Here is a 17,534-nt window from a genome sequence, read left to right as displayed (position 1 = left end):
AGTGCTTCACCTGGGCGGTCAGCGACGCCCGCCAGGCGTGCGCGACCGCCTCCAGCAGCGTGGACTTGCCGCTGCCGTTCTCCCCGACGAGCACCGTCACCGGCGCCAGCGCCAGACCGTGGGACCGCAACCGGTCGACGGCGGGCAGCGCCCAGAACCAGGCGTCGGGATCGGTGACGTCGGCCCGGACGCGCACCCGCGACAGCGGCAGGTCAGCAGGCACTGCCGGGCCCCCTGCGGCAGCCCGCCGCGAGCTCGTGGCTGGTGGGCGGCAGGCGGTCCTCGCTCACTCGTCGAGGTCGTCGTCCGTGCCGCCCCGGGCCAGCCAGGTGGCCAGCCGCTCGACCGGCACCTCGAAGTCGGGGTGCTGGTCGACGAACGCCTGCATCTGGTCGGCCAGCCAGGCGAGCGTCACCTGCTCCCCGCCCCGCCGCTCGGCCAGCTCCTCCAGACCCCGGTCGGTGAAGTACATGCCCCAGAACCTACGACGCCCGGTCCCCGAGCGGATCGGGGACCGGGCGTCGAGTGGGCGGGGCGGTTCAGTCGGCGAAGGCCTCGGCGACCAGCTTGCGCTGCTCGACCTCGTGCACCTTCGCCGAGCCGACCGCCGGGCTGGCCGAGGCCCGCCGGCTGACCCGCCGGAGCTTCCGGCCCTCGGGCAGCTCCTCGGGCAGGTTGACCGCCATGAACTGCCAGGCGCCCATGTTCGCCGGCTCCTCCTGCACCCACACCACGTCGGTGGCGTTGGAGTACCGCTCGAGCTCGGTGCGGATCTGCTCGGCCGGCAGCGGGTACAGCTGCTCGACCCGCACGATCGCGGTGTCGGCGCGGCCGTCGGACTCCCGCTGCGCCATGAGGTCGTAGGCGACCTTGCCGCTGCAGAGCAGCACGCGCTTCACCGCCGCGGCATCCAGCGGCTCACCGCCGACCCCGGTGTCGGGGAGCACCGGGCGGAAGCTCTGCTCGGTGAAGTCGGCCACCGGGCTGACCGCCGCCTTCGCCCGCAGCAGCGACTTCGGCGTGAAGACGACCAGCGGCCGGTGCACGTCCGACAGCGCCTGGCGGCGGAGCAGGTGGAAGTAGTTGCCGGGCGTGGTGCAGTTGGCGACGGTCATGTTGTTCTCCGCCGACAGCTGCAGGAACCGCTCGATCCGGCCGCTGGAGTGGTCGGGGCCCTGCCCCTCCATGCCGTGCGGCAGCAGCAGGACGACGCCGGAGCGCTGACCCCACTTCGCCTCGCCGGAGCTGATGAACTCGTCGATGACCATCTGGGCGCCGTCGACGAAGTCGCCGAACTGCGCCTCCCAGAGCACCAGCGCCTTCGGGTTGGCCACCGAGTAGCCGTACTCGAAGCCGAGCGCCGCGTACTCGCTCAGCAGCGAGTCGTAGACGAAGAACTTCGCCTGGTCCTCGGTCAGGTTGGCCAGGGGGGTGTACTCCGCGCCGTTCTCGCGGTCGATCAGCACCGAGTGGCGCTGCACGAACGTGCCGCGGCGGGAGTCCTGCCCGGCCAGCCGGACGGGCACGCCCTCCATCAGCAGCGACCCGAACGCCAGCAGCTCGCCCATGGCCCAGTCGATGCCGCCCTCGCTGGCCATCGCGGCCCGCTTCTCCAGCATCTTCTGCAGCTTCGGGTGCGGGGTGAAGTCCGGCGGGAAGGAGACGTGCGCGTCGCCGATGGTCTTGAGGATCTCCTGCGTGATCGCCGTCTGCACCGTGGACTCCTGCGGCGTGCGCGGGTCCATCACGGGCTCGGGCTTGGAGGAGTCCTGCGCGTCGTGGGTCTCGGCGAAGGCGCGCTCCAGCTGGCCGCGGTAGTCCTTGAGGGCCTCCTCGGCCTCCTCCAGCGTGATGTCGCCGCGGCCGACCAGGGCCTCGGTGTACAGCTTCCGCACCGAGCGCTTGCGGTCGATGATGTCGTACATCAGCGGCTGGGTCATCGAGGGGTCGTCGCCCTCGTTGTGCCCGCGGCGGCGGTAGCAGACGAGGTCGATGACGACGTCCTTCTTGAACGTCTGCCGGTACTCGACCGCCAGCCGGGCCACCCGGACGCAGGCCTCGGGGTCGTCGCCGTTGACGTGGAAGATCGGCGCGTTGACCATCCGTGCGACATCGGTCGAGTACAGCGTCGAGCGCGCCGAGCCGGGGCTCGTGGTGAACCCGACCTGGTTGTTGATGACGACGTGCACGGTGCCGCCGGTGCGGTAGCCCCGGAGCTGGGAGAGGTTCAGCGTCTCCTGGACCACGCCCTGGCCGGCGAACGCGGAGTCACCGTGCAGCAGGACGGGCAGCACCGTGAAGCCCTGCTCGCCCTTGTCGATCATGTCCTGCTTGGCGCGGACGATGCCCTCGAGGACGGGGTTGACCGTCTCCAGGTGGCTCGGGTTGCTGGCCAGGGAGACGGCGATCTCGGCGTCGGTGCGGAACGGGTTGCGGAACGTCCCGGTGGCGCCGAGGTGGTACTTCACGTCGCCGGAGCCCTGGACGGTGCCGGGGTCGATGTTGCCCTCGAACTCGCCGAAGATCTTGGCGTAGCTCTTGCCGAGCACGTTGGCGAGGACGTTGAGCCGGCCGCGGTGGGCCATGCCGATCGCGACCTCGTCGAGGCCGTGGTCGGTCCCGGCGATGAGCACCTCGTCGAGGATCGGGATGACCGACTCCCCGCCCTCGAGGCTGAACCGCTTCTGCCCGACGTACTTGGTCTGCAGGAAGGTCTCGAACGCCTCGGCGGCGTTGAGCCGGCCGAGCACGTGCTTCTGCTTCTCGCGGTCGGGCTGCGCGTGCTTGAGCTCGATCCGCTGCTGGAGCCACTCGCGCTCCTCGGGATCGGTGATGTGCATGTACTCCACGCCGACCGTGCGGCAGTAGGAGTTGCGCAGCACGCCGAGGATGTCCCGCAGGGGCATGAGCCGCTCACCGGCGAAACCGCCGACCGGGAACGTCCGGTCCAGGTCCCACAGGGTGAGACCGTGCTGGAGGATGTCGAGGTCGGGGTGGGTGCGGACCTTGAACTCGAGCGGGTCGGTGTCGGCCATGAGGTGGCCGTTGCGCCGGTAGGACTCGATGACCTCGATGACCCGGGCTTCCTTGTCGATCTGCCCTTCGCGCGTGACCCGCACGTCCGGCATCCAGCGCACCGGCTCGTAGGGGATCCGCAGGGAGCGGAAGACCTCGTCGTAGAAGCCGTCCTCACCCAGCAGCAGCGAGTGCAGCTTGCGCAGGAAGTCGCCGGACTCCGCGCCCTGGATGATCCGGTGGTCGTAGGTCGAGGTGAGCGTGATGATCTTCGAGACGCCCATGTCCGTGAGCACCTCGGGGCTCATCCCCTGGAACTCGGCGGGGTACTCCATGGCCCCCACGCCGATGATCGCGCCCTGCCCGGCGGTCAGCCGCGGCACCGAGTGGTTGGTGCCGATCGTGCCCGGGTTGGTCAGGCTGATCGTGGTGCCGGAGAAGTCCTCCATCGTCAGCTTGTTGTTCCGGGCGCGCCGGATGATGTCCTCGTAGGCGGCCCAGAAGGCGGCGAAGTCCATCTCCTCGGCGGCCTTGATCGACGCCACCACCAGCGAGCGCGAGCCGTCGGGCTTCGGCAGGTCGATGGCCAGCCCGAAGTTGACGTGCTCGGGCGCCACCAGCACCGGCTTGCCGTCGATCTCGGCGAAGGCGCTGTTCATGTTCGGGAACGCGTCGAGCGCCCGGACCAGCGCGTAGCCGATCAGGTGCGTGAAGGAGACCTTGCCCCCGCGCGCGCGGGCCAGGTGGTTGTTGATGACGATGCGGTTGTCGACCAGCAGCTTGGCCGGCACCGCCCGCACGCTCGTCGCCGTCGGCACGGTCAGCGAGGCGTTCATGTTCTTGACCACGGCGGCGGCGGCGCCGCGCAGCGGGGACTGCTTGCCGTCGCCGGCCGACGGCTTGGGCGCGGGCTTGGCGGCGGGGGCGGCCTTCTCCGCGGGGGCGGCCTTCTTCTCCGCGGGCTTCTCCGCGGGGGCGGCGGGCTTCGGGCTGCTCTTCTGCACGGGTGCGCTCCCGGTCGGCTCGGACCCGGCGGCCGGGCGCTGGACGTCCGGCGCTGCCGCGCCGGTGGGCTCCGGCTCCCCGCCGGGCGCCGGAGCACCCTGCGGCGGGGACGCCGGTGCGGGTGCGCCGGTGGCGGACGGCGCCTGCTCGCGGTCACCGCCACCGACGGGGCTGCCCGGCCGGTAGTCGGCGAAGAACTCGTGCCACGCCTGATCGACGCTGGACGGGTCGGCGAGGAACTGCTGGTACATCTCCTCGACCAGCCACTCGTTGGTGCCGAAACCGGCGACCGGGGACGAGGTGGACGACGGGCGGGATGAGTTCACGCTTGACACGGGGTCGAGTGCCTTCTTCGTCTCGGGGCTGCGTCTGAGGGGCGCGTCGCTGGACCGGGTGTCGAGTCTACGCCCGTGCCGGGTCGGGGACCCGACACGGAGCGGGGACCGCGCGCCCGTCCCACCTGGTGGTCAGTGGGTGGCGCCGTGGGCGACGAGCAGTTCGACCAGGGCGTCGTTGCCGTTCGCCTGGTTCTCGTCGGCCCGCCGGTGCCGGGCCGCCGCCACGCGGCTGATGTCGAGCGCGCTGGCACCGTCGTGGGTCGTGGCGTTGACGTCGGCTCCCGCGTCCAGCAGCTGCCGGACGATCTCGGGCACGTCCCCCGTGGCCCCCGCCGCCACCGCCGCGTGCAGCGGCGTGCGGCCGGTGTCGGGATCCCGGCGGTCGACGTCGGCGCCGGCGTCCAGGAGGAGGCGCACCAGCTCGGCGCTGCGGCCGGCGGCGGCCGCGTGCAGCGCACCGCCATCGGGGTCGGCGCCGCGTGCCAGCAGCAGCCGGGCGGTGCCGGCGGCGCCGCCGAACGCGGCCCACGCGAGCAGGTCGACCCCCGTGGTGGGGTCGGTCAGCTCCGCGCCGCCGTCGAGCTCGGCGGTGAGCCGGTCGACGTCGTCGAGGTAGGCCGCGCTGGGGGCGTCGACGACCGCACCGAGCTCCACCAGCACCGGGACCAGCCCGGGCGCGTGCTCGAGCGCCAGGTGCAGCGGCGTGCGGTGCTGGTCGGTGCGGGCGGAGAGGTCGGCGCCGGCCCCGGCGAGCACGCGGACGACGTCGACCCGGTCGCAGGCGACCGCCAGGTGCAGCGGGGTCCAGCCCTCCTGGCCGTCGCGCTCGACGGTGCCCTCGAGCAGCTGGGGTGCCTCGGCGACCGCCGACCGGACGGCATCGGTCTCCCCGTCGGCGATCAGCCGGCCGAGTCGTTGGACGGTCATGCGAGTGGTCACGCGTTCTCCGTTCTGCGTTCGAGGCTGCCCGGCGCGTGCTGTTCGACCGGAGCAGAAGTCGTGGGCGTTCCCCCTGGCGCCTCAGGCGATGTCGCGGCGGACCGCCAGGAAGGTGCCCAGGAACGCTGCCAGGAGACCGTAACCGAGCAGCAGCAGGCCGCCCTGCCACGGCGTCAGCAGCTCGGGCGCCTGGAAGTCGGACGTGAGCGCCTGCACCGCCCCGCCGGGCAGCCACTTGTAGGCCGCCTGGATGGCCCCGACCGAGGCCACGATCGGCTCGACGACGTAGAGGTAGACCAGCGCGCCGACGATCGCGCCGACCTGGTTGCGCAGCAGTGCGCCGACGCCGACGCCGATCACGGTGAACAGCACCAGCACCAGACCCGACAGGGCGATGGTGCGCAGGTTGTCCCCGGTCAGGGACGGGGTGGCCCCGCGGGCACCCGCGTAGACGACCGCGACCAGCACGTTGACCGCGAGGACCACCAGCGCGAACGGGACGGCGACCAGCGCGTACGCGAGCAGCTTGGCGCCGACCACCCGGCCGCGGTGGGGGGTCGTCAGGAAGGTGGGCGTCGCGGTGCGGTGCCGGTACTCCTGGGTCATCCCGATGATGCCGAGGATGAGCAGCAGCACGCTGGCGTTGGCGCCGACGGAGAAGATCAGCTCCTCGTAGGCGGGGGTGCCGACCGCGGGCAGGCCCGGCTGGCCCTGCTGCTCCACGCCGGCCAGGGCGGTGAACAGCGCCGTGAAACCGCCGGCCAGGACGCAGGCGCCGACCAGCAGCCCGATCCAGACCCGGGTGGTGAAGAGCTTGGTCCACTCGGCGCGGACGAGGGCGGTCATCGGGGGGCCTCCGGGGACGTCGCGCCGGCGGCGTACTGCTCCTGGCCGGCGGTGAGCTGGAAGTAGATCTCCTCGAGGCCGCTGGTGTGCGCGCGCAGCTCGTGCAGCTCCACCCCGGCGGCGAAGGCGCGGGCGCCGACCTCGGCGGTGGTCCGGCCGGTGACGGTCAGGGAGTCGCCGTCGAGGGTGACCGGCATGCCGGCGGCGCGCAGCGACTCGGCCAGCCGCGCGATCTCCGGGCTGCGCACCAGCACCGTGCCGCCGCCCGCGGCCCCGGAGCGGAGCTGCTCCATCGACGCCTCGCGGACCAGCCGGCCGGCGCCGACGATGACGACGCGGTCGGCGGTCTGCTCCACCTCGGTGAGGAGGTGGCTGGAGACCAGCACGGTGCGCCCCTGCTCGTGCGCGAGGTGGCGGAGGAAGCCGCGCAGCCACTGGATCCCCTCGGGGTCCAGCCCGTTGGCGGGCTCGTCCAGCACGAGGACGGCGGGGTCGCCCAGCAGCGCCGTCGCCAGACCGAGCCGCTGGCGCATGCCGAGGGAGTAGCCGCCCGCCCGGCGCCCGCCGGCGTCGGCCAGGCCGACCTGGGCCAGCACCGCGTCCGCCCGCTGCAGCGGCAGCCCGGCGGCGCGGCAGTAGACGCGCAGGTGGTTGCGGCCGGAGCGGGCGGGGTGGAACGCCGTCTCCAGGACCGCCCCGACGGTGCGGACCGGTTCCCGCAGGCCCGCGTACGGGGTGCCGTTGAACGTGGCGGTGCCCGCGTCGGGCTGCACGAGCCCGAGCAGCATGCGCAGCGTCGTGGTCTTCCCCGCGCCGTTGGGGCCGAGGAACCCGGTGACCGTGCCCGGCTCGACGGTGAAGCCGAGGTCGCTCACCGCCCGCACGGTGCCGAAGGACTTGGTGAGCCCCTGGACCTCGACCCGCACCGGGTCGGGCGTGGGGGCGGGGGCGGTGGAAATGTCGCTCTCCTCGTCTGCTGGCCCGTGTTCCCACCCATCCAAGCGCACCTGGGTGACGTTCCGGGAGCCCGTGGGTGCACGTTCCCCGCCACGTGGTCGACTGGGTGCGTGGGACCGGTGCGGCTGGGGCGTGCGCGGCTGGCGGTGACCGTCGTCTTCGCGGCGAACGGCGCCCTCTTCGGCAACTGGGCGGTGCGGATCCCCGCGGTGAAGACCGGCCTCGGGCTCTCCGACGCGGCTCTCGGCGGCGCGCTGCTCGTGCCGGCGGTCGGGGCGCTGGTCGCGATGCCGCTGGTCGGTGCGCTCAGCGCCCGGTTCGGCAGCCGGACGACGACGGTGGCCACGGCGCTGGCCTTCTTCGCGGTCCCGGTGCTGCTGGGGCTGGCGCCGTCGCTGCCCTGGCTGGTCCCGGCGCTGCTGGTGTTCGGGCTGGCGTTCGGCGGCCTGGACGTCGCCATGAACGCGCAGGCCGTCACGGTGGAGCGGGCGCTCGGCCGGCCGGTGATGTCGTCGTTCCACGCGGCCTTCTCGGCCGGGGCCCTGGTGGGGTCGCTGACCGGTTCGCTGGCCGCGGCGGGCGACGTCGGGCTGCCCTGGCACCTGGGCGGCACCGGCCTGGCGCTGCTCGTCCTGACCGCGCCGCTGTTCCCGGCGCTGCTGCGGGAGGAGCGGACCGGCGGGGAGGCGGGGCCGCTGTTCGCGTGGCCCCGCGGCCGGCTCCTGCCGCTGGCCCTCATCGCGCTGGTCGTCCTCCTCGCGGAGGGTGCGGTCGGCGACTGGAGCGCCGTCCACCTGCGCGACGAGCTGGGGGCCTCCGCCGGGGTGGCGGGGCTGGCGTTCACCGCCTTCAGCCTGACGATGGTGGCCGGCCGGCTGGTGGGCGACCGCGTCGTCGCTGCCTGGGGGAGGGTCCGCACGGTCCGCACCTCGGCGCTGGTGGCCGCGGCCGGCGGGGTGCTGGTGGTCGCCGGTCCGACCGTCGCCGTGGTGCTGGTCGGCTTCGCCGCCCTGGGGGCCGGGCTGGCCTGCACGGTCCCCCTGGTCTTCTCCGCCGCGGCGGAGGGCGAGCCGGAGGCAGGGCCGGCGCTCGCCGCGGTGAGCACCCCCGGGTACCTCGGCTTCCTGCTGGGCCCGCCGGTGATCGGTGGCCTGGCCGAGCTCGTCGGGCTCTCCGCGGCGCTGGCGCTGCTGCCGCTGCTGCTCGCCGCGGTGGCGCTCCTCGCCGGCCGCACCGGCCCCGCTCGCGTGACCCCGGGCACACGGGCGGTCGTCGTCCCCTAGAGTGCCCGCCGTGAGCGAGCCCGTGAACGCCTACTCCACGGTCGTCGTCGGAACCGACGGGTCGGAGTCGTCGCTGCGCGCCGTCGCCCGGGCGGGGGCCCTGGCCGGCGCCTGCGGGGCGACGCTGGTGGTCGCCTGCGCCTACCTCCCCACCGAGGCCGACGACCGGGAGCTGGCCCGCGCCCAGGACGTCCTGGGCGACGAGGCCTACCAGGTGGTCGGGTCGCATCCGGCCGAGGAGACCGTGCGCTCCGCCGCCGAACGCGCTCTCGCGGCGGGGGCCCGCGACGTGCGCACCGTCGCGGTGATGGGGTCACCGGTCGAGACGCTGCTGGACGTCGTCCGCCGGGAGAAGGCCGATCTGCTCGTCGTCGGCAACCGGGGGCTGAACAGCATCAAGGGCCGGCTGCTGGGCTCGGTCCCGGCCGACGCCACCCGCCGGTCGGGGTGCGACGTGCTGGTCGTCCACACCACCGACTGAGGTCTGCGACAGGCATGGTTGATCCCGGGGAGGGCCCGGACCCCGGCGCCCGGGAGGCGCTGGAGCGGCTCCTGCTCGGCGGGCCGCGTCGGTACACCCGGCTGCAGGTCGGCCGGCTGGCCGGGATGCCGCCGGAGCGGACCCAGCGGCTCTGGCGGGCCCTGGGCTTCCCCGACGCGGCCGACGACGACCCCGCCTTCACCGACGCCGACATCGCCGCGCTCGGGGTGCTGTCGACGCTGATCGACACGGGCTTCGTCGACCCGGAGAGCGAGGCCTCCATCGCGCGGGCGATGGGGCAGTCGCTGTCCCGGCTGGCCGACTGGCAGACCGACATGCTGGCCGACGCGCTGGTCCGCGGCGCGCAGGCCGGCGAGGACCCGGCCGCGACCACCGAGCGGGCGGTGACCGCGGCGCAGGAGCTGCTACCCCGGCTGCGCGAGGTGCAGGACTACGTCTGGCGCCGGCACCTAGTGGCCAACGTCGACCGGCTGCTCGCGGCCACCGGGCCGGGCGACCGCCGGGAGCTGGCGGTGGGGTTCGCCGACCTGGTCGGCTACACCTCCCGCAGCCGCGGCATGGGCGGTCGCGAGCTGGGCAAGATGGTGGAGGATTTCGAGAGCACCGCCGCCGAGGTGATCGCCCGGCACCACGGCCGGGTCGTGAAGACCGTCGGGGACGGCGTGCTCTTCACCGCCCGGTCGGCCACGGACGCCGCGGACATCGGCCTGGAGCTCCCCGACTCCTGGGCAGCCGCCGATCGCCCGCCGCTGCGGGTGGGAGCCGCCTACGGGGCGGTGCTCACCCGTCTCGGCGACGTCTACTCGCCGGTCGTGAACCTCGCCAGCCGGCTCACCTCGCTCGCCCGTCCCGGCGCGCTGCTGGTCGACCGGGACCTCGCCGACCGGCTGCGCGGGCTGCCGGACTACCGGGTCCGGCCGCTCCGCCGGGTCTCGGTGCGCGGCTACGACCACCTCCAGCCGTGGCTGGTCAGGCGGAGCAGGACGACCAGCGGCGAGGACGCCGAGAGCGGGTACGGCGACGACGCCTTCGACGTCGAGGACGACCCGTCGGCGAGCCGGGACTGACCCCGCCCGGGCGGCTTGGCAGGCTGGAGGGGTGAGCGCCACCCTCGTCGCCCGCGGACTGGCGGCCGGTCACGGCGCCCGCGTGCTCTTCTCCGAGCTGGATCTCGTCGTCGCCCCCGGCGACGTCGTCGGCCTGGTGGGGGTGAACGGCGCGGGCAAGTCGACCCTGCTGCGCACGCTGGCCGGCGAGCTCCCCGCCGAGGCCGGCAGCATCTCCCTCAGCCCACCGAGCGCCACCCTCGGCCACCTCCCGCAGGAGCACGAGCGGCTGGCCGGGGAGACGGTCCTGGCCGCCCTCGCCCGGCGCACCGGTGTCGCAGCCGCCCAGGCGGCCATGGAGGCCGCGACCGAGGCGCTCGCGACGGGGGAGCCGGGCGCCGACGACGCGTACGGCGACGCGCTGGAGCGCTGGCTGGCCCTCGGCGGGGCCGACCTCGACGAGCGGGCCGCCGAGGTCGTCGCCGAGGTCGCGCCCGGCGTCGCGCTGGACGCGCCGATGACCGGGCTCTCCGGCGGGCAGGCCGCCCGGGTGGGCCTGGCCTCGCTGCTGCTGTCCCGCTACGACCTCCTGCTGCTCGACGAGCCGACCAACGACCTGGACCTCGCGGGCCTGGACCAGCTGGAGCGCTTCGTGACCGGCGCCCGGGCCGGTGTCGTCGTCGTCAGCCACGACCGCGAGTTCCTCGCCCGCACGGCCACGCGGATCGTCGAGCTGGACCTCGCCCAGCAGCTGGTGCGGGTGCACGACGGCGGCTACGAGGCGTACCTGGCCGAACGAGAGGTCGCCCGCCGGCACGCGCGCGAGGAGTACGAGGAGTTCGCCGGGACCAAGGCCTCGCTGGAGGAGCGGGCCCGGATGCAGCGCAACTGGATGGCCAAGGGCGTCCGCGACTCGATCAAGAAGTCCAAGGACGGCGACAAGCACATCAAGGCGGCGAACCGGGCGTCGTCGGAGAAGCAGGCGGCCAAGGCCAGGCAGACCCAGCGGATGATCGAGCGGCTGGACGTGGTCGAGGAGCCCCGCAAGGAGTGGGAGCTGCGCATGGAGATCGCCACCGCGCCCCGGGCCGGCGCCGTCGTGGCGGCGCTGCGCGGCGCCGTCGTCCGCCGGGGCGGCTTCACCCTCGGCCCGGTGGACCTGCAGGTCGACTGGGGCGACCGGGTGGCCATCACCGGCGCCAACGGATCCGGGAAGTCGACCCTGCTGGCCGCTCTGCTGGGCCGCGTTCCGCTGGACGAGGGGGCGGCGTCGCTCGGGCCGTCGGTCCGGATCGGCGAGATCGACCAGGCCCGGGAGCGCTTCCTGGGCCCGGAGCAGCTGCTCGACGCGTTCGGCGCGGAGGTGCCCGACTGGCCGACGGCGGAGGTGCGGACGCTGCTGGCGAAGTTCGGCCTGACCGCCGACCACGTGCTGCGGCCGGCGGTCACCCTGTCGCCGGGGGAGCGCACCCGCGCGGCGCTCGCGCTGCTGCAGGCCCGGGGCATCAACGTGCTGGTGCTCGACGAGCCCACCAACCACCTCGACCTGCCGGCGATCGAGCAGCTGGAGCAGGCGCTGGCCGGCTACACGGGCACGCTGCTGCTGGTCACCCACGACCGGCGGATGCTCGCCGCCGTCGCCACCGACCGCCGGCTCGAGGTCGACGGCGGGCGCGTCACCGAGCGCTGAGCCCGCTCAGCCGGCCGGCGTCCCGAGCTCGTCGGCGATGCCGACGGTGTCCATGCCCGCCCACGTGTCGGAGACGTGGTGCGCCAGCACCATCAGGTCGCGCAGCTCGCCGCTGCGGTCGCGGATGTGGTCGCGCAGCAGGGCCTCGCCGCTGAAACCGAGGTCGCTGAAGAGCGCCAGCGCCGGGCCCTGCTCGGCGACCACCTCGACGACGATCTTCCGCAGCCCCGAGGAGACCGCACCCACCAGGGCCTGCCGCGCCAGCTCACGCCCCAGCCCGCTGCCCCGGCTCGACGGGGCCACGACCAGGCGCAGTTCGCCGACGTGGTCGGACCAGCCCGGCAGCGGCCGGACCGCGACGTAGCCGGTCACCTCGTCCGCGCCGTCGACGGCCACCCAGCGGCCACCGGGGGAGTCGCCGGTCGCCCACGAGCGGACGGTGTCGGGATCGGTGACCTCCTCCTTGATGAAGGTCAGGTCCCCTTCGGGGAGGTCGCCGAAGAACCGCAGCAACGCGTCGCAGCGCTCGGGGCCGAGTTCCAGCACCGTCACGTCAGGCCTCCTGGCTGGTCTCGTCGGCGTCCAGCGGGTCGCTGCGCCGGCGGACGAAGTCGATGATCGTGGGCACCGTCGTCTTCGCCGCGGTGCGCCCGACGACCAGCCCCATGTGGCCGGCGTCCAGGCAGAGCTCGTGCTTGTCGGGGGAGCCGACCAGGTCGATCAGGGGCGCGGTCGCGTCCGGCGGCACGATGTGGTCCCGGTTGGCCCGCACGGTCAGGAACGGCACCTGGATGTCGGAGAGGTGCACCGGGTCCCCGCCCACGGCGAGCCGGTCGTTGACCATGCCGTTGTTCCGCACCAGCATCTCCGCGGTCTGCCGGGCGGCGGCGCCGGGGAAGGGCACGTGGTCGTCCGACCACCCGGTCATGGCCTGGTAGGAGGCGACGTACTCGTCGTTCCAGAGCCGCTCCCACAGGGTGACGTAGCGGGTCACCTCCGCGGTCGGGGTCAGCGCGCGGAACCCCTGGACGACCACCGAGGGCGGGACGTTGCCGTCCGCGTCGAGGACGGAGCGGACGTCCATCCCGCCGACGGCGAAGATGTCGGCGAGCGGACCCATGTGCCGGAAGTCCACCGGCGTCGCCAGCACGGTGAGGCTGCGCAGCGGCGCGTCGGGGTGGTGCGCGGCGTAGAGCAGGGCCAGGTCCCCGCCGAAGCAGTAGCCGAGCAGGTTGACCTCGTCGGCCCCGGAGAGCTCGAGGACGCGGTCGACCCCGGCGGGGATGTAGTCGTCGACGTAGTCCTCGAGGCCGTTCCCCGCGTCGCGCTCGTCGGGCTCGCCCCAGTCGAGCATGTACACGTCGAAGCCGGCCCTCAGCAGCTGCTCGACGAAGCTGTTGCCCGGAGTCAGGTCGAGGATGTAACTGCGGCTGACCATGCTGAACACGATCAGCAGCGGCGGCCCGTAGCGGACGCCGCCGTAGGTGTCCGGGTCGTTGCGGTAGTGCCAGAGCTGGGTGCGCCCCCGCTGCCAGACGACGTCCTTGGGGGTCTGCCCGACACCGGGCCGGTCGACGCCGGCGACGAGCTTGATGCCGTTACGGGCGCGCAGGGTGTTGCGCTCGACGTCGCGCCGGACGCGGTCGAGCACCGTCTGCGGGCTGGGCACCGTCGGCATCGCTGTCCTCCGTGGTCGGGGCGGTCGTCGTTCGGGCCGAGCCGGGGCGCGACGGAGAGCTGCGTCGCCGCTCCTGCTCCAGCTGGATGGTCAGCCGGCGCACCTCGCGGTCCAGGGAGCCGATCTGCGCGCGCAACCGGCTGATGTCGCTGCCGGCCGGCAGGTTCAGCAGGTGCCAGGCGCGGGCGCTGAGGCCCTGGACCGATCCGCCCGCGACGGTCTGCGCGCGGCGGAGCAGGGCGGTGGCCAGCGAGAAGTACTCGCTGCGCACCACGTCCTCGGCGCGCGGGGCGATCGCGCGCTCGGCGGCGTCGTAGGCCTGCCGCCACAGCGGGGCGCTCATCGGCGCACCCCGGTCGCCGGCGCCGCGCCGTCGAGCGGGGGCTGCGCGGGGTCGGTCATGGTCGGCCTCCCTGTGCCCGGCGTCTGGACGCAGCCCACCTACCCGGCTCGACCGGTGATCTACCGCACATGGCCGATACGGTGGCGGGACACCCCATCGTCTGCGAGGAGATCCCCGCTCATGCCCGACCGCTCGATCCTCGACCTGTTCCGCCTCGACGACCGCGTCGCCATCGTGACGGGGGCGTCCTCCGGGCTGGGTGCGGTCTTCGCCCGCACCCTTGCCGAGGCCGGCTGCGACGTCGTCCTGGGTGCCCGGCGCGTAGACCGGCTGGCCGACACCCAGCGGGCGGTGGAGGCGGCCGGGCGACGGGCGATCAGCGTGGCCACCGACGTGTCCCGACCCGAGGACTGCCAGGGCCTGGTCGACGCGGCCGTGGCGGAGTTCGGCAAGGTCGACATCCTGGTCAACAACGCCGGCGTGGGCACCGCCGCGCCGGCGACGCGGGAGGCGCCGGAGCAGTTCCGGCAGGTCATCGACGTCAACCTCAACGGCTGCTACTGGATGGCCCAGGCCTGCGGCCGGGTGATGCAGCCCGGCAGCTCCATCGTGAACATCTCCAGCGTGCTGGGACTGACCACGGCCGGCCTGCCGCAGGCGGCGTACGCCGCGAGCAAGGCCGGGCTGATCGGGCTGACCCGCGACCTCGCCCAGCAGTGGACGGGGCGCAAGGGCATCCGGGTCAACGCCCTGGCGCCGGGGTTCTTCACCTCGGAGATGACCGACCAGTACCCCGAGGGCTACCTGGAGTCGCAGCTGTCCCGGGTCCTCGTCGGGCGGAAGGGCGAGCCCGAGGAGCTCGCCGCCGCCCTGGTCTTCCTGGTCAGCGACGCCGGCGGGTACGTCACCGGCACCACCATCCCGGTCGAGGGCGGGATGCTCACCAGCTGACGGTCACCGCCTCCGGGTCACCGCGCCTGCTCGGCCCGCTCGATCAGCGCGGTGATCCGGTCGGTGAGCTGCGGCCAGACCTCACGTGGCAGGTCGTGGCCCATGCCGTCGACGACGAGCAGCTCCGCGCCCGGGATCGCCGCGGCGGTGGCCCGGCCACCGCTCACGCCCACCAGGCTGTCCTGCTCGCCGTGGATCACGAGGGTGGGCACTGCCACCCCGGCCAGGTCGGCGGTCCGGTCGTGCGTGGTGAGGATCGCGGCCAGCTGCCGGGCCACGCCGGCCGGGTCGTACGCCCGGTCGAAGGAGAGCCCGGCGCGGTCGCGCACCGCGGCCTCGTCGAACTCGAAGCCGGGGGAGCCGATCACCCGGTAGGTGTCCACGACCCGCTGGATGGCGCCCTCCCGGTCGCCGGCCGGCGCGGCCAGGAGCACGCCCATCGCCGCCTCGTTCGGTGCTCCCACCGCCGGGTCGCCGGTGGTCGACATGATCGAGGTCAGGCTGCGCACCCGTTCGGGGTGGGTGATGGCCACCAGCTGGGCGATCATCCCGCCCATGGATGCGCCGACGACGTGCGCGCTCTCCAGGCCCAGGGCGTCGAGCAGGCCGGCGGTGTCCTCGGCGAGGTCGGTCAGCGCGTACGCGACCGAGGAGCGGTCGCCGCCGAGTATCGCCAGGACGTCCGGGGCGCCGGCGTCGTGGAGGTGGGTCGACAGCCCGATGTCGCGGTTGTCGAAGCGGACGACGAACAGACCTCGCTCGGCCAGGCCGCGGCAGAAGTCGTCGGGCCAGCCGATCATCTGGGTGGCCAGCCCCATGACGAGCAGGACCGGCGGATCCGCCGTCTCGCCGAACGTCTCGTAGGCGAGCTCGAGATCGCCTACCCGTGCCTGCTGGATGCCGCTGGTCTCCATGCGGCGGACGCTAGTGCAGGCGCCCGGGACGCACGTCGCGACACGGGCGGACCCACCGCGGTCGCGCCTGCCGCGTGCACCGGGTCAGAGGTCCCGGTGCCCGCCCTCGGTGCGGTCCTCGACGTTGCCGTGGCGCAGCAGGCTGGCGATGGCCAGCGCGAGGCCGCCCCAGATGACGACCATCGCCACCACCATCATCGCGATCGCCTCGGCGCTCATCGCCGGCCTCCCTCGTCGTGCCCGGTCACCGGGTGGTTCGGGTCCGCCGCGGGGGTCGCGGGCAGCGGCGCCGCGGGGTCGGAGCCGGGTGGCGGTCCGTCCAGGTGGGTCCCGGCGCGCCACGGCAGCCGGGCGAGGAGGAAGCCGACGAGCGGCAGCACCACGGCCAGCGCCCAGCCGAGGACCAGCAGGAGCCAGGTGGGGTAGTCCTCGTAGGGCGCGGCGAGGTCGTCCCGCACCGCGAAGACGAACACGACGGCCAGCCCCGCCGGGGCGACGACGCTCGTCAGCAGGCGCCAGCCGGTGCCGACCCGGGGACGGCCGTGGACGTTGAGGTGCTCGCTGAGGCCGGGCAGGGCCCGGACAACCCAGGCGACGACCAGCACGCTGACCAGCGCCACGACGAGGATGCCGTACTGGTTGACGAAGTGGTCGACGACGTCGAGCACGTAGATGCCGCTCGTCGTGCTGAAGAGCACCAGGCTCAGCACCGCGGCGGGAACGCCGACCGCGAAGGTCGCGGTGCGGCGGCTGGTGTCGAACTTGTCGCGGACGGCGGAGATCACGACCTCGATCACGCTGATCAGCGAGGTGATGCCGGCGACGACGAGCGACCCGAAGAACAGGACGCCGAGGAGGGCGCCGGCCGGGGCCTCGCTGATGATCGTCGGGAAGGCGATGAAGGCCAGGCCGATACCGCCGCTGACGACGTCGCCGACCGCGTCCCCGCTCGCCTGGGCCATGAAGCCCAGGGCGGCGAACACGCCGATGCCGGCGAGCAGTTCGAAGCCGGAGTTGGAGAAACCCACGACGAGGCCGGAGCCGACCATGTCCTCGCGGCGGCGGACGTACGAGGCGTACGTGATCATGATGCCGAAGCCGACCGACAGCGAGAAGAAGATCTGGCCGAACGCGGCGGCCCAGACCGGGGCCGAGGTGAGCGCCGACCAGTCGGGCGTGAACAGCGCGTCGAGGCCGGCGCCGGCGCCGGGCAGCAGCAGCGCCTGCACGACGAGGGCGGCGAAGGCGAGCACCAGGAGCGGGATCAGGACCAGCGAGGTCATGCCGACCCCGCGCTGGACGCCCAGGGCCATGATCACGAGGACGGCCAGCCAGACCAGCGCCAGGGGGAGGAGCACCCCGGGCACCACGTCGGCGGTGATCTCGACGTCACCTGCCTGCAGGAACTCGCCGAAGAAGAAGGCCTCGGGGTCGGCGCCCCAGGCCTGGTCGAGCGAGAAGAGCGTGTAGCGCAGCGCCCACGCGAGGACCGCCGCGTAGTAGACGGCGATGACGAAGCAGATGGCCACCTGCCACCAGCCGAGCCCCTCGGCCCCGCGGCGCAGCCGGGCGAAGGAGAGCGGCGCGGAGCCACGGTGGCGGTGACCGATGGCGTAGTCGAGCAGCAGGAACGGGATGCCGGCGGTCAGCAGCGCGACCAGGTAGGGCAGCAGGAAGGCGCCGCCGCCGTTGTCGTACGCGACGTACGGGAACCGCCAGATGTTGCCGAGCCCGACCGCCGAACCGATCGCCGCCAGGATGAAGACGCGCCGGGAGCTGAACCCGCCGCGGCGGCCTTCCTCCTGGGTCGGCGGGGTGCCGCGTCCCGCGGTCGTGCTCATCTGACCTCCTGCGTGGTGGTCCGCCGAGCCTGCGGGCACCCGTGCCCCGAGGGGTCGTCGACGGGAGGTGCCGGTACTCGGGCGACGTCGAACGCCCGGACTCTAACGGCCGGGCGGCGGTCCGGGGCCCTGATCCGCAACCCCGTGGCCGTCGGCACCGCCGGACCGGGTTGCGCCGGCGTCTCC

At 73.8% G+C, this 17,534-nt stretch carries 16 protein-coding genes; 5 read left to right on the top strand and 11 right to left on the bottom strand.

The annotated features are described in order from the left end of the window. Positions 1 to 286: 286 nt before the first annotated feature. From ACI79S_RS05775 to ACI79S_RS05755, 5 genes are all read right to left on the bottom strand, one after another. A complete protein-coding gene (locus ACI79S_RS05775; protein ID WP_456592482.1) occupies positions 287 to 472 on the bottom strand; it encodes a DUF6104 family protein in 186 nt (61 codons plus the stop codon). Between the two features lie 67 nt (positions 473 to 539). Continuing rightward, complete coding sequence (locus ACI79S_RS05770) at positions 540 to 4,346, bottom strand: multifunctional oxoglutarate decarboxylase/oxoglutarate dehydrogenase thiamine pyrophosphate-binding subunit/dihydrolipoyllysine-residue succinyltransferase subunit (RefSeq protein ID WP_456592481.1); 3,807 nt, start codon at positions 4,344 to 4,346, stop codon at positions 540 to 542. A 141-nt stretch (positions 4,347 to 4,487) separates the two neighbouring features. Further along, positions 4,488 to 5,297, bottom strand: a complete 810-nt coding sequence (locus ACI79S_RS05765) for an ankyrin repeat domain-containing protein (protein WP_456592480.1) — start codon at positions 5,295 to 5,297, stop codon at positions 4,488 to 4,490. An 81-nt stretch (positions 5,298 to 5,378) separates the two neighbouring features. Beyond that, entirely contained in the window at positions 5,379 to 6,143 is a 765-nt protein-coding gene (locus ACI79S_RS05760) for an ABC transporter permease (RefSeq protein ID WP_456592479.1), read from the bottom strand. Then, the gene (locus ACI79S_RS05755; protein WP_456592478.1) at positions 6,140 to 7,069 is read right to left on the bottom strand and encodes an ABC transporter ATP-binding protein; all 930 of its coding nucleotides are present in this window, start codon (positions 7,067 to 7,069) and stop codon (positions 6,140 to 6,142) included. The genes ACI79S_RS05760 and ACI79S_RS05755 overlap by 4 nt, the downstream gene beginning before the upstream one ends. 141 nt (positions 7,070 to 7,210) lie before the next feature. Here ACI79S_RS05755 and ACI79S_RS05750 point away from each other — a divergent pair, with 141 nt between their 5' ends. From ACI79S_RS05750 to ACI79S_RS05735, 4 genes are read left to right on the top strand one after another with little or no spacing between them, the layout of a single operon-like run. Then, positions 7,211 to 8,383, top strand: a complete 1,173-nt coding sequence (locus ACI79S_RS05750; protein WP_456592477.1) for an MFS transporter — start codon at positions 7,211 to 7,213, stop codon at positions 8,381 to 8,383. 10 nt (positions 8,384 to 8,393) lie between these two features. Next, positions 8,394 to 8,864, top strand: a complete 471-nt coding sequence (locus ACI79S_RS05745; RefSeq protein WP_456592476.1) for a universal stress protein — start codon at positions 8,394 to 8,396, stop codon at positions 8,862 to 8,864. 14 nt (positions 8,865 to 8,878) lie between these two features. Continuing rightward, a complete protein-coding gene (locus ACI79S_RS05740) occupies positions 8,879 to 9,952 on the top strand; it encodes an adenylate/guanylate cyclase domain-containing protein (RefSeq protein ID WP_456592475.1) in 1,074 nt (357 codons plus the stop codon). Between the two features lie 31 nt (positions 9,953 to 9,983). Continuing rightward, the gene (locus ACI79S_RS05735; RefSeq protein WP_456592474.1) at positions 9,984 to 11,621 is read left to right on the top strand and encodes an ABC-F family ATP-binding cassette domain-containing protein; all 1,638 of its coding nucleotides are present in this window, start codon (positions 9,984 to 9,986) and stop codon (positions 11,619 to 11,621) included. Between the two features lie 6 nt (positions 11,622 to 11,627). Here ACI79S_RS05735 and ACI79S_RS05730 read toward each other — a convergent pair whose 3' ends face one another. From ACI79S_RS05730 to ACI79S_RS05720, 3 genes are read right to left on the bottom strand one after another with little or no spacing between them, the layout of a single operon-like run. Then, complete coding sequence (locus ACI79S_RS05730; RefSeq protein ID WP_456592473.1) at positions 11,628 to 12,173, bottom strand: N-acetyltransferase family protein; 546 nt, start codon at positions 12,171 to 12,173, stop codon at positions 11,628 to 11,630. A gap of 1 nt (position 12,174) precedes the next feature. Next, positions 12,175 to 13,299: an alpha/beta fold hydrolase gene (locus ACI79S_RS05725; protein ID WP_456592472.1), complete on the bottom strand. Its 1,125-nt coding sequence runs from the start codon at positions 13,297 to 13,299 to the stop codon at positions 12,175 to 12,177. Then, positions 13,220 to 13,642 carry a hypothetical protein gene (locus ACI79S_RS05720; RefSeq protein ID WP_456592471.1) on the bottom strand — a complete coding sequence of 141 codons (423 nt, stop codon included), beginning with the start codon at positions 13,640 to 13,642 and terminating at the stop codon, positions 13,220 to 13,222. The genes ACI79S_RS05725 and ACI79S_RS05720 overlap by 80 nt, the downstream gene beginning before the upstream one ends. Before the next feature lie 180 nt (positions 13,643 to 13,822). Between ACI79S_RS05720 and ACI79S_RS05715 the strand changes: the two genes are divergently transcribed. Continuing rightward, positions 13,823 to 14,593, top strand: a complete 771-nt coding sequence (locus ACI79S_RS05715; protein WP_456592470.1) for an SDR family NAD(P)-dependent oxidoreductase — start codon at positions 13,823 to 13,825, stop codon at positions 14,591 to 14,593. A gap of 17 nt (positions 14,594 to 14,610) precedes the next feature. On the opposite strand, the gene ACI79S_RS05710 is transcribed toward ACI79S_RS05715, so the two are convergent. From ACI79S_RS05710 to ACI79S_RS05700, 3 genes are all read right to left on the bottom strand, one after another. After that, complete coding sequence (locus ACI79S_RS05710; RefSeq protein ID WP_456592469.1) at positions 14,611 to 15,507, bottom strand: alpha/beta fold hydrolase; 897 nt, start codon at positions 15,505 to 15,507, stop codon at positions 14,611 to 14,613. 84 nt (positions 15,508 to 15,591) lie between these two features. Continuing rightward, on the bottom strand, positions 15,592 to 15,726 hold the full coding sequence (locus ACI79S_RS05705; protein ID WP_456592468.1) for a methionine/alanine import family NSS transporter small subunit: 135 nt from the start codon (positions 15,724 to 15,726) through the stop codon (positions 15,592 to 15,594). Next, positions 15,723 to 17,348, bottom strand: a complete 1,626-nt coding sequence (locus ACI79S_RS05700; RefSeq protein ID WP_456592467.1) for a sodium-dependent transporter — start codon at positions 17,346 to 17,348, stop codon at positions 15,723 to 15,725. Before ACI79S_RS05700 ends, ACI79S_RS05705 begins: the two co-directional genes overlap by 4 nt. Between the last annotated feature and the right edge of the window lie 186 nt (positions 17,349 to 17,534).

This window comes from Blastococcus sp. SYSU DS1024 (genome assembly GCF_054050795.1).
The sequence above is the reverse complement of the archived record's forward strand: the minus strand, read 5'-3'. Positions and strand labels throughout refer to the sequence as shown.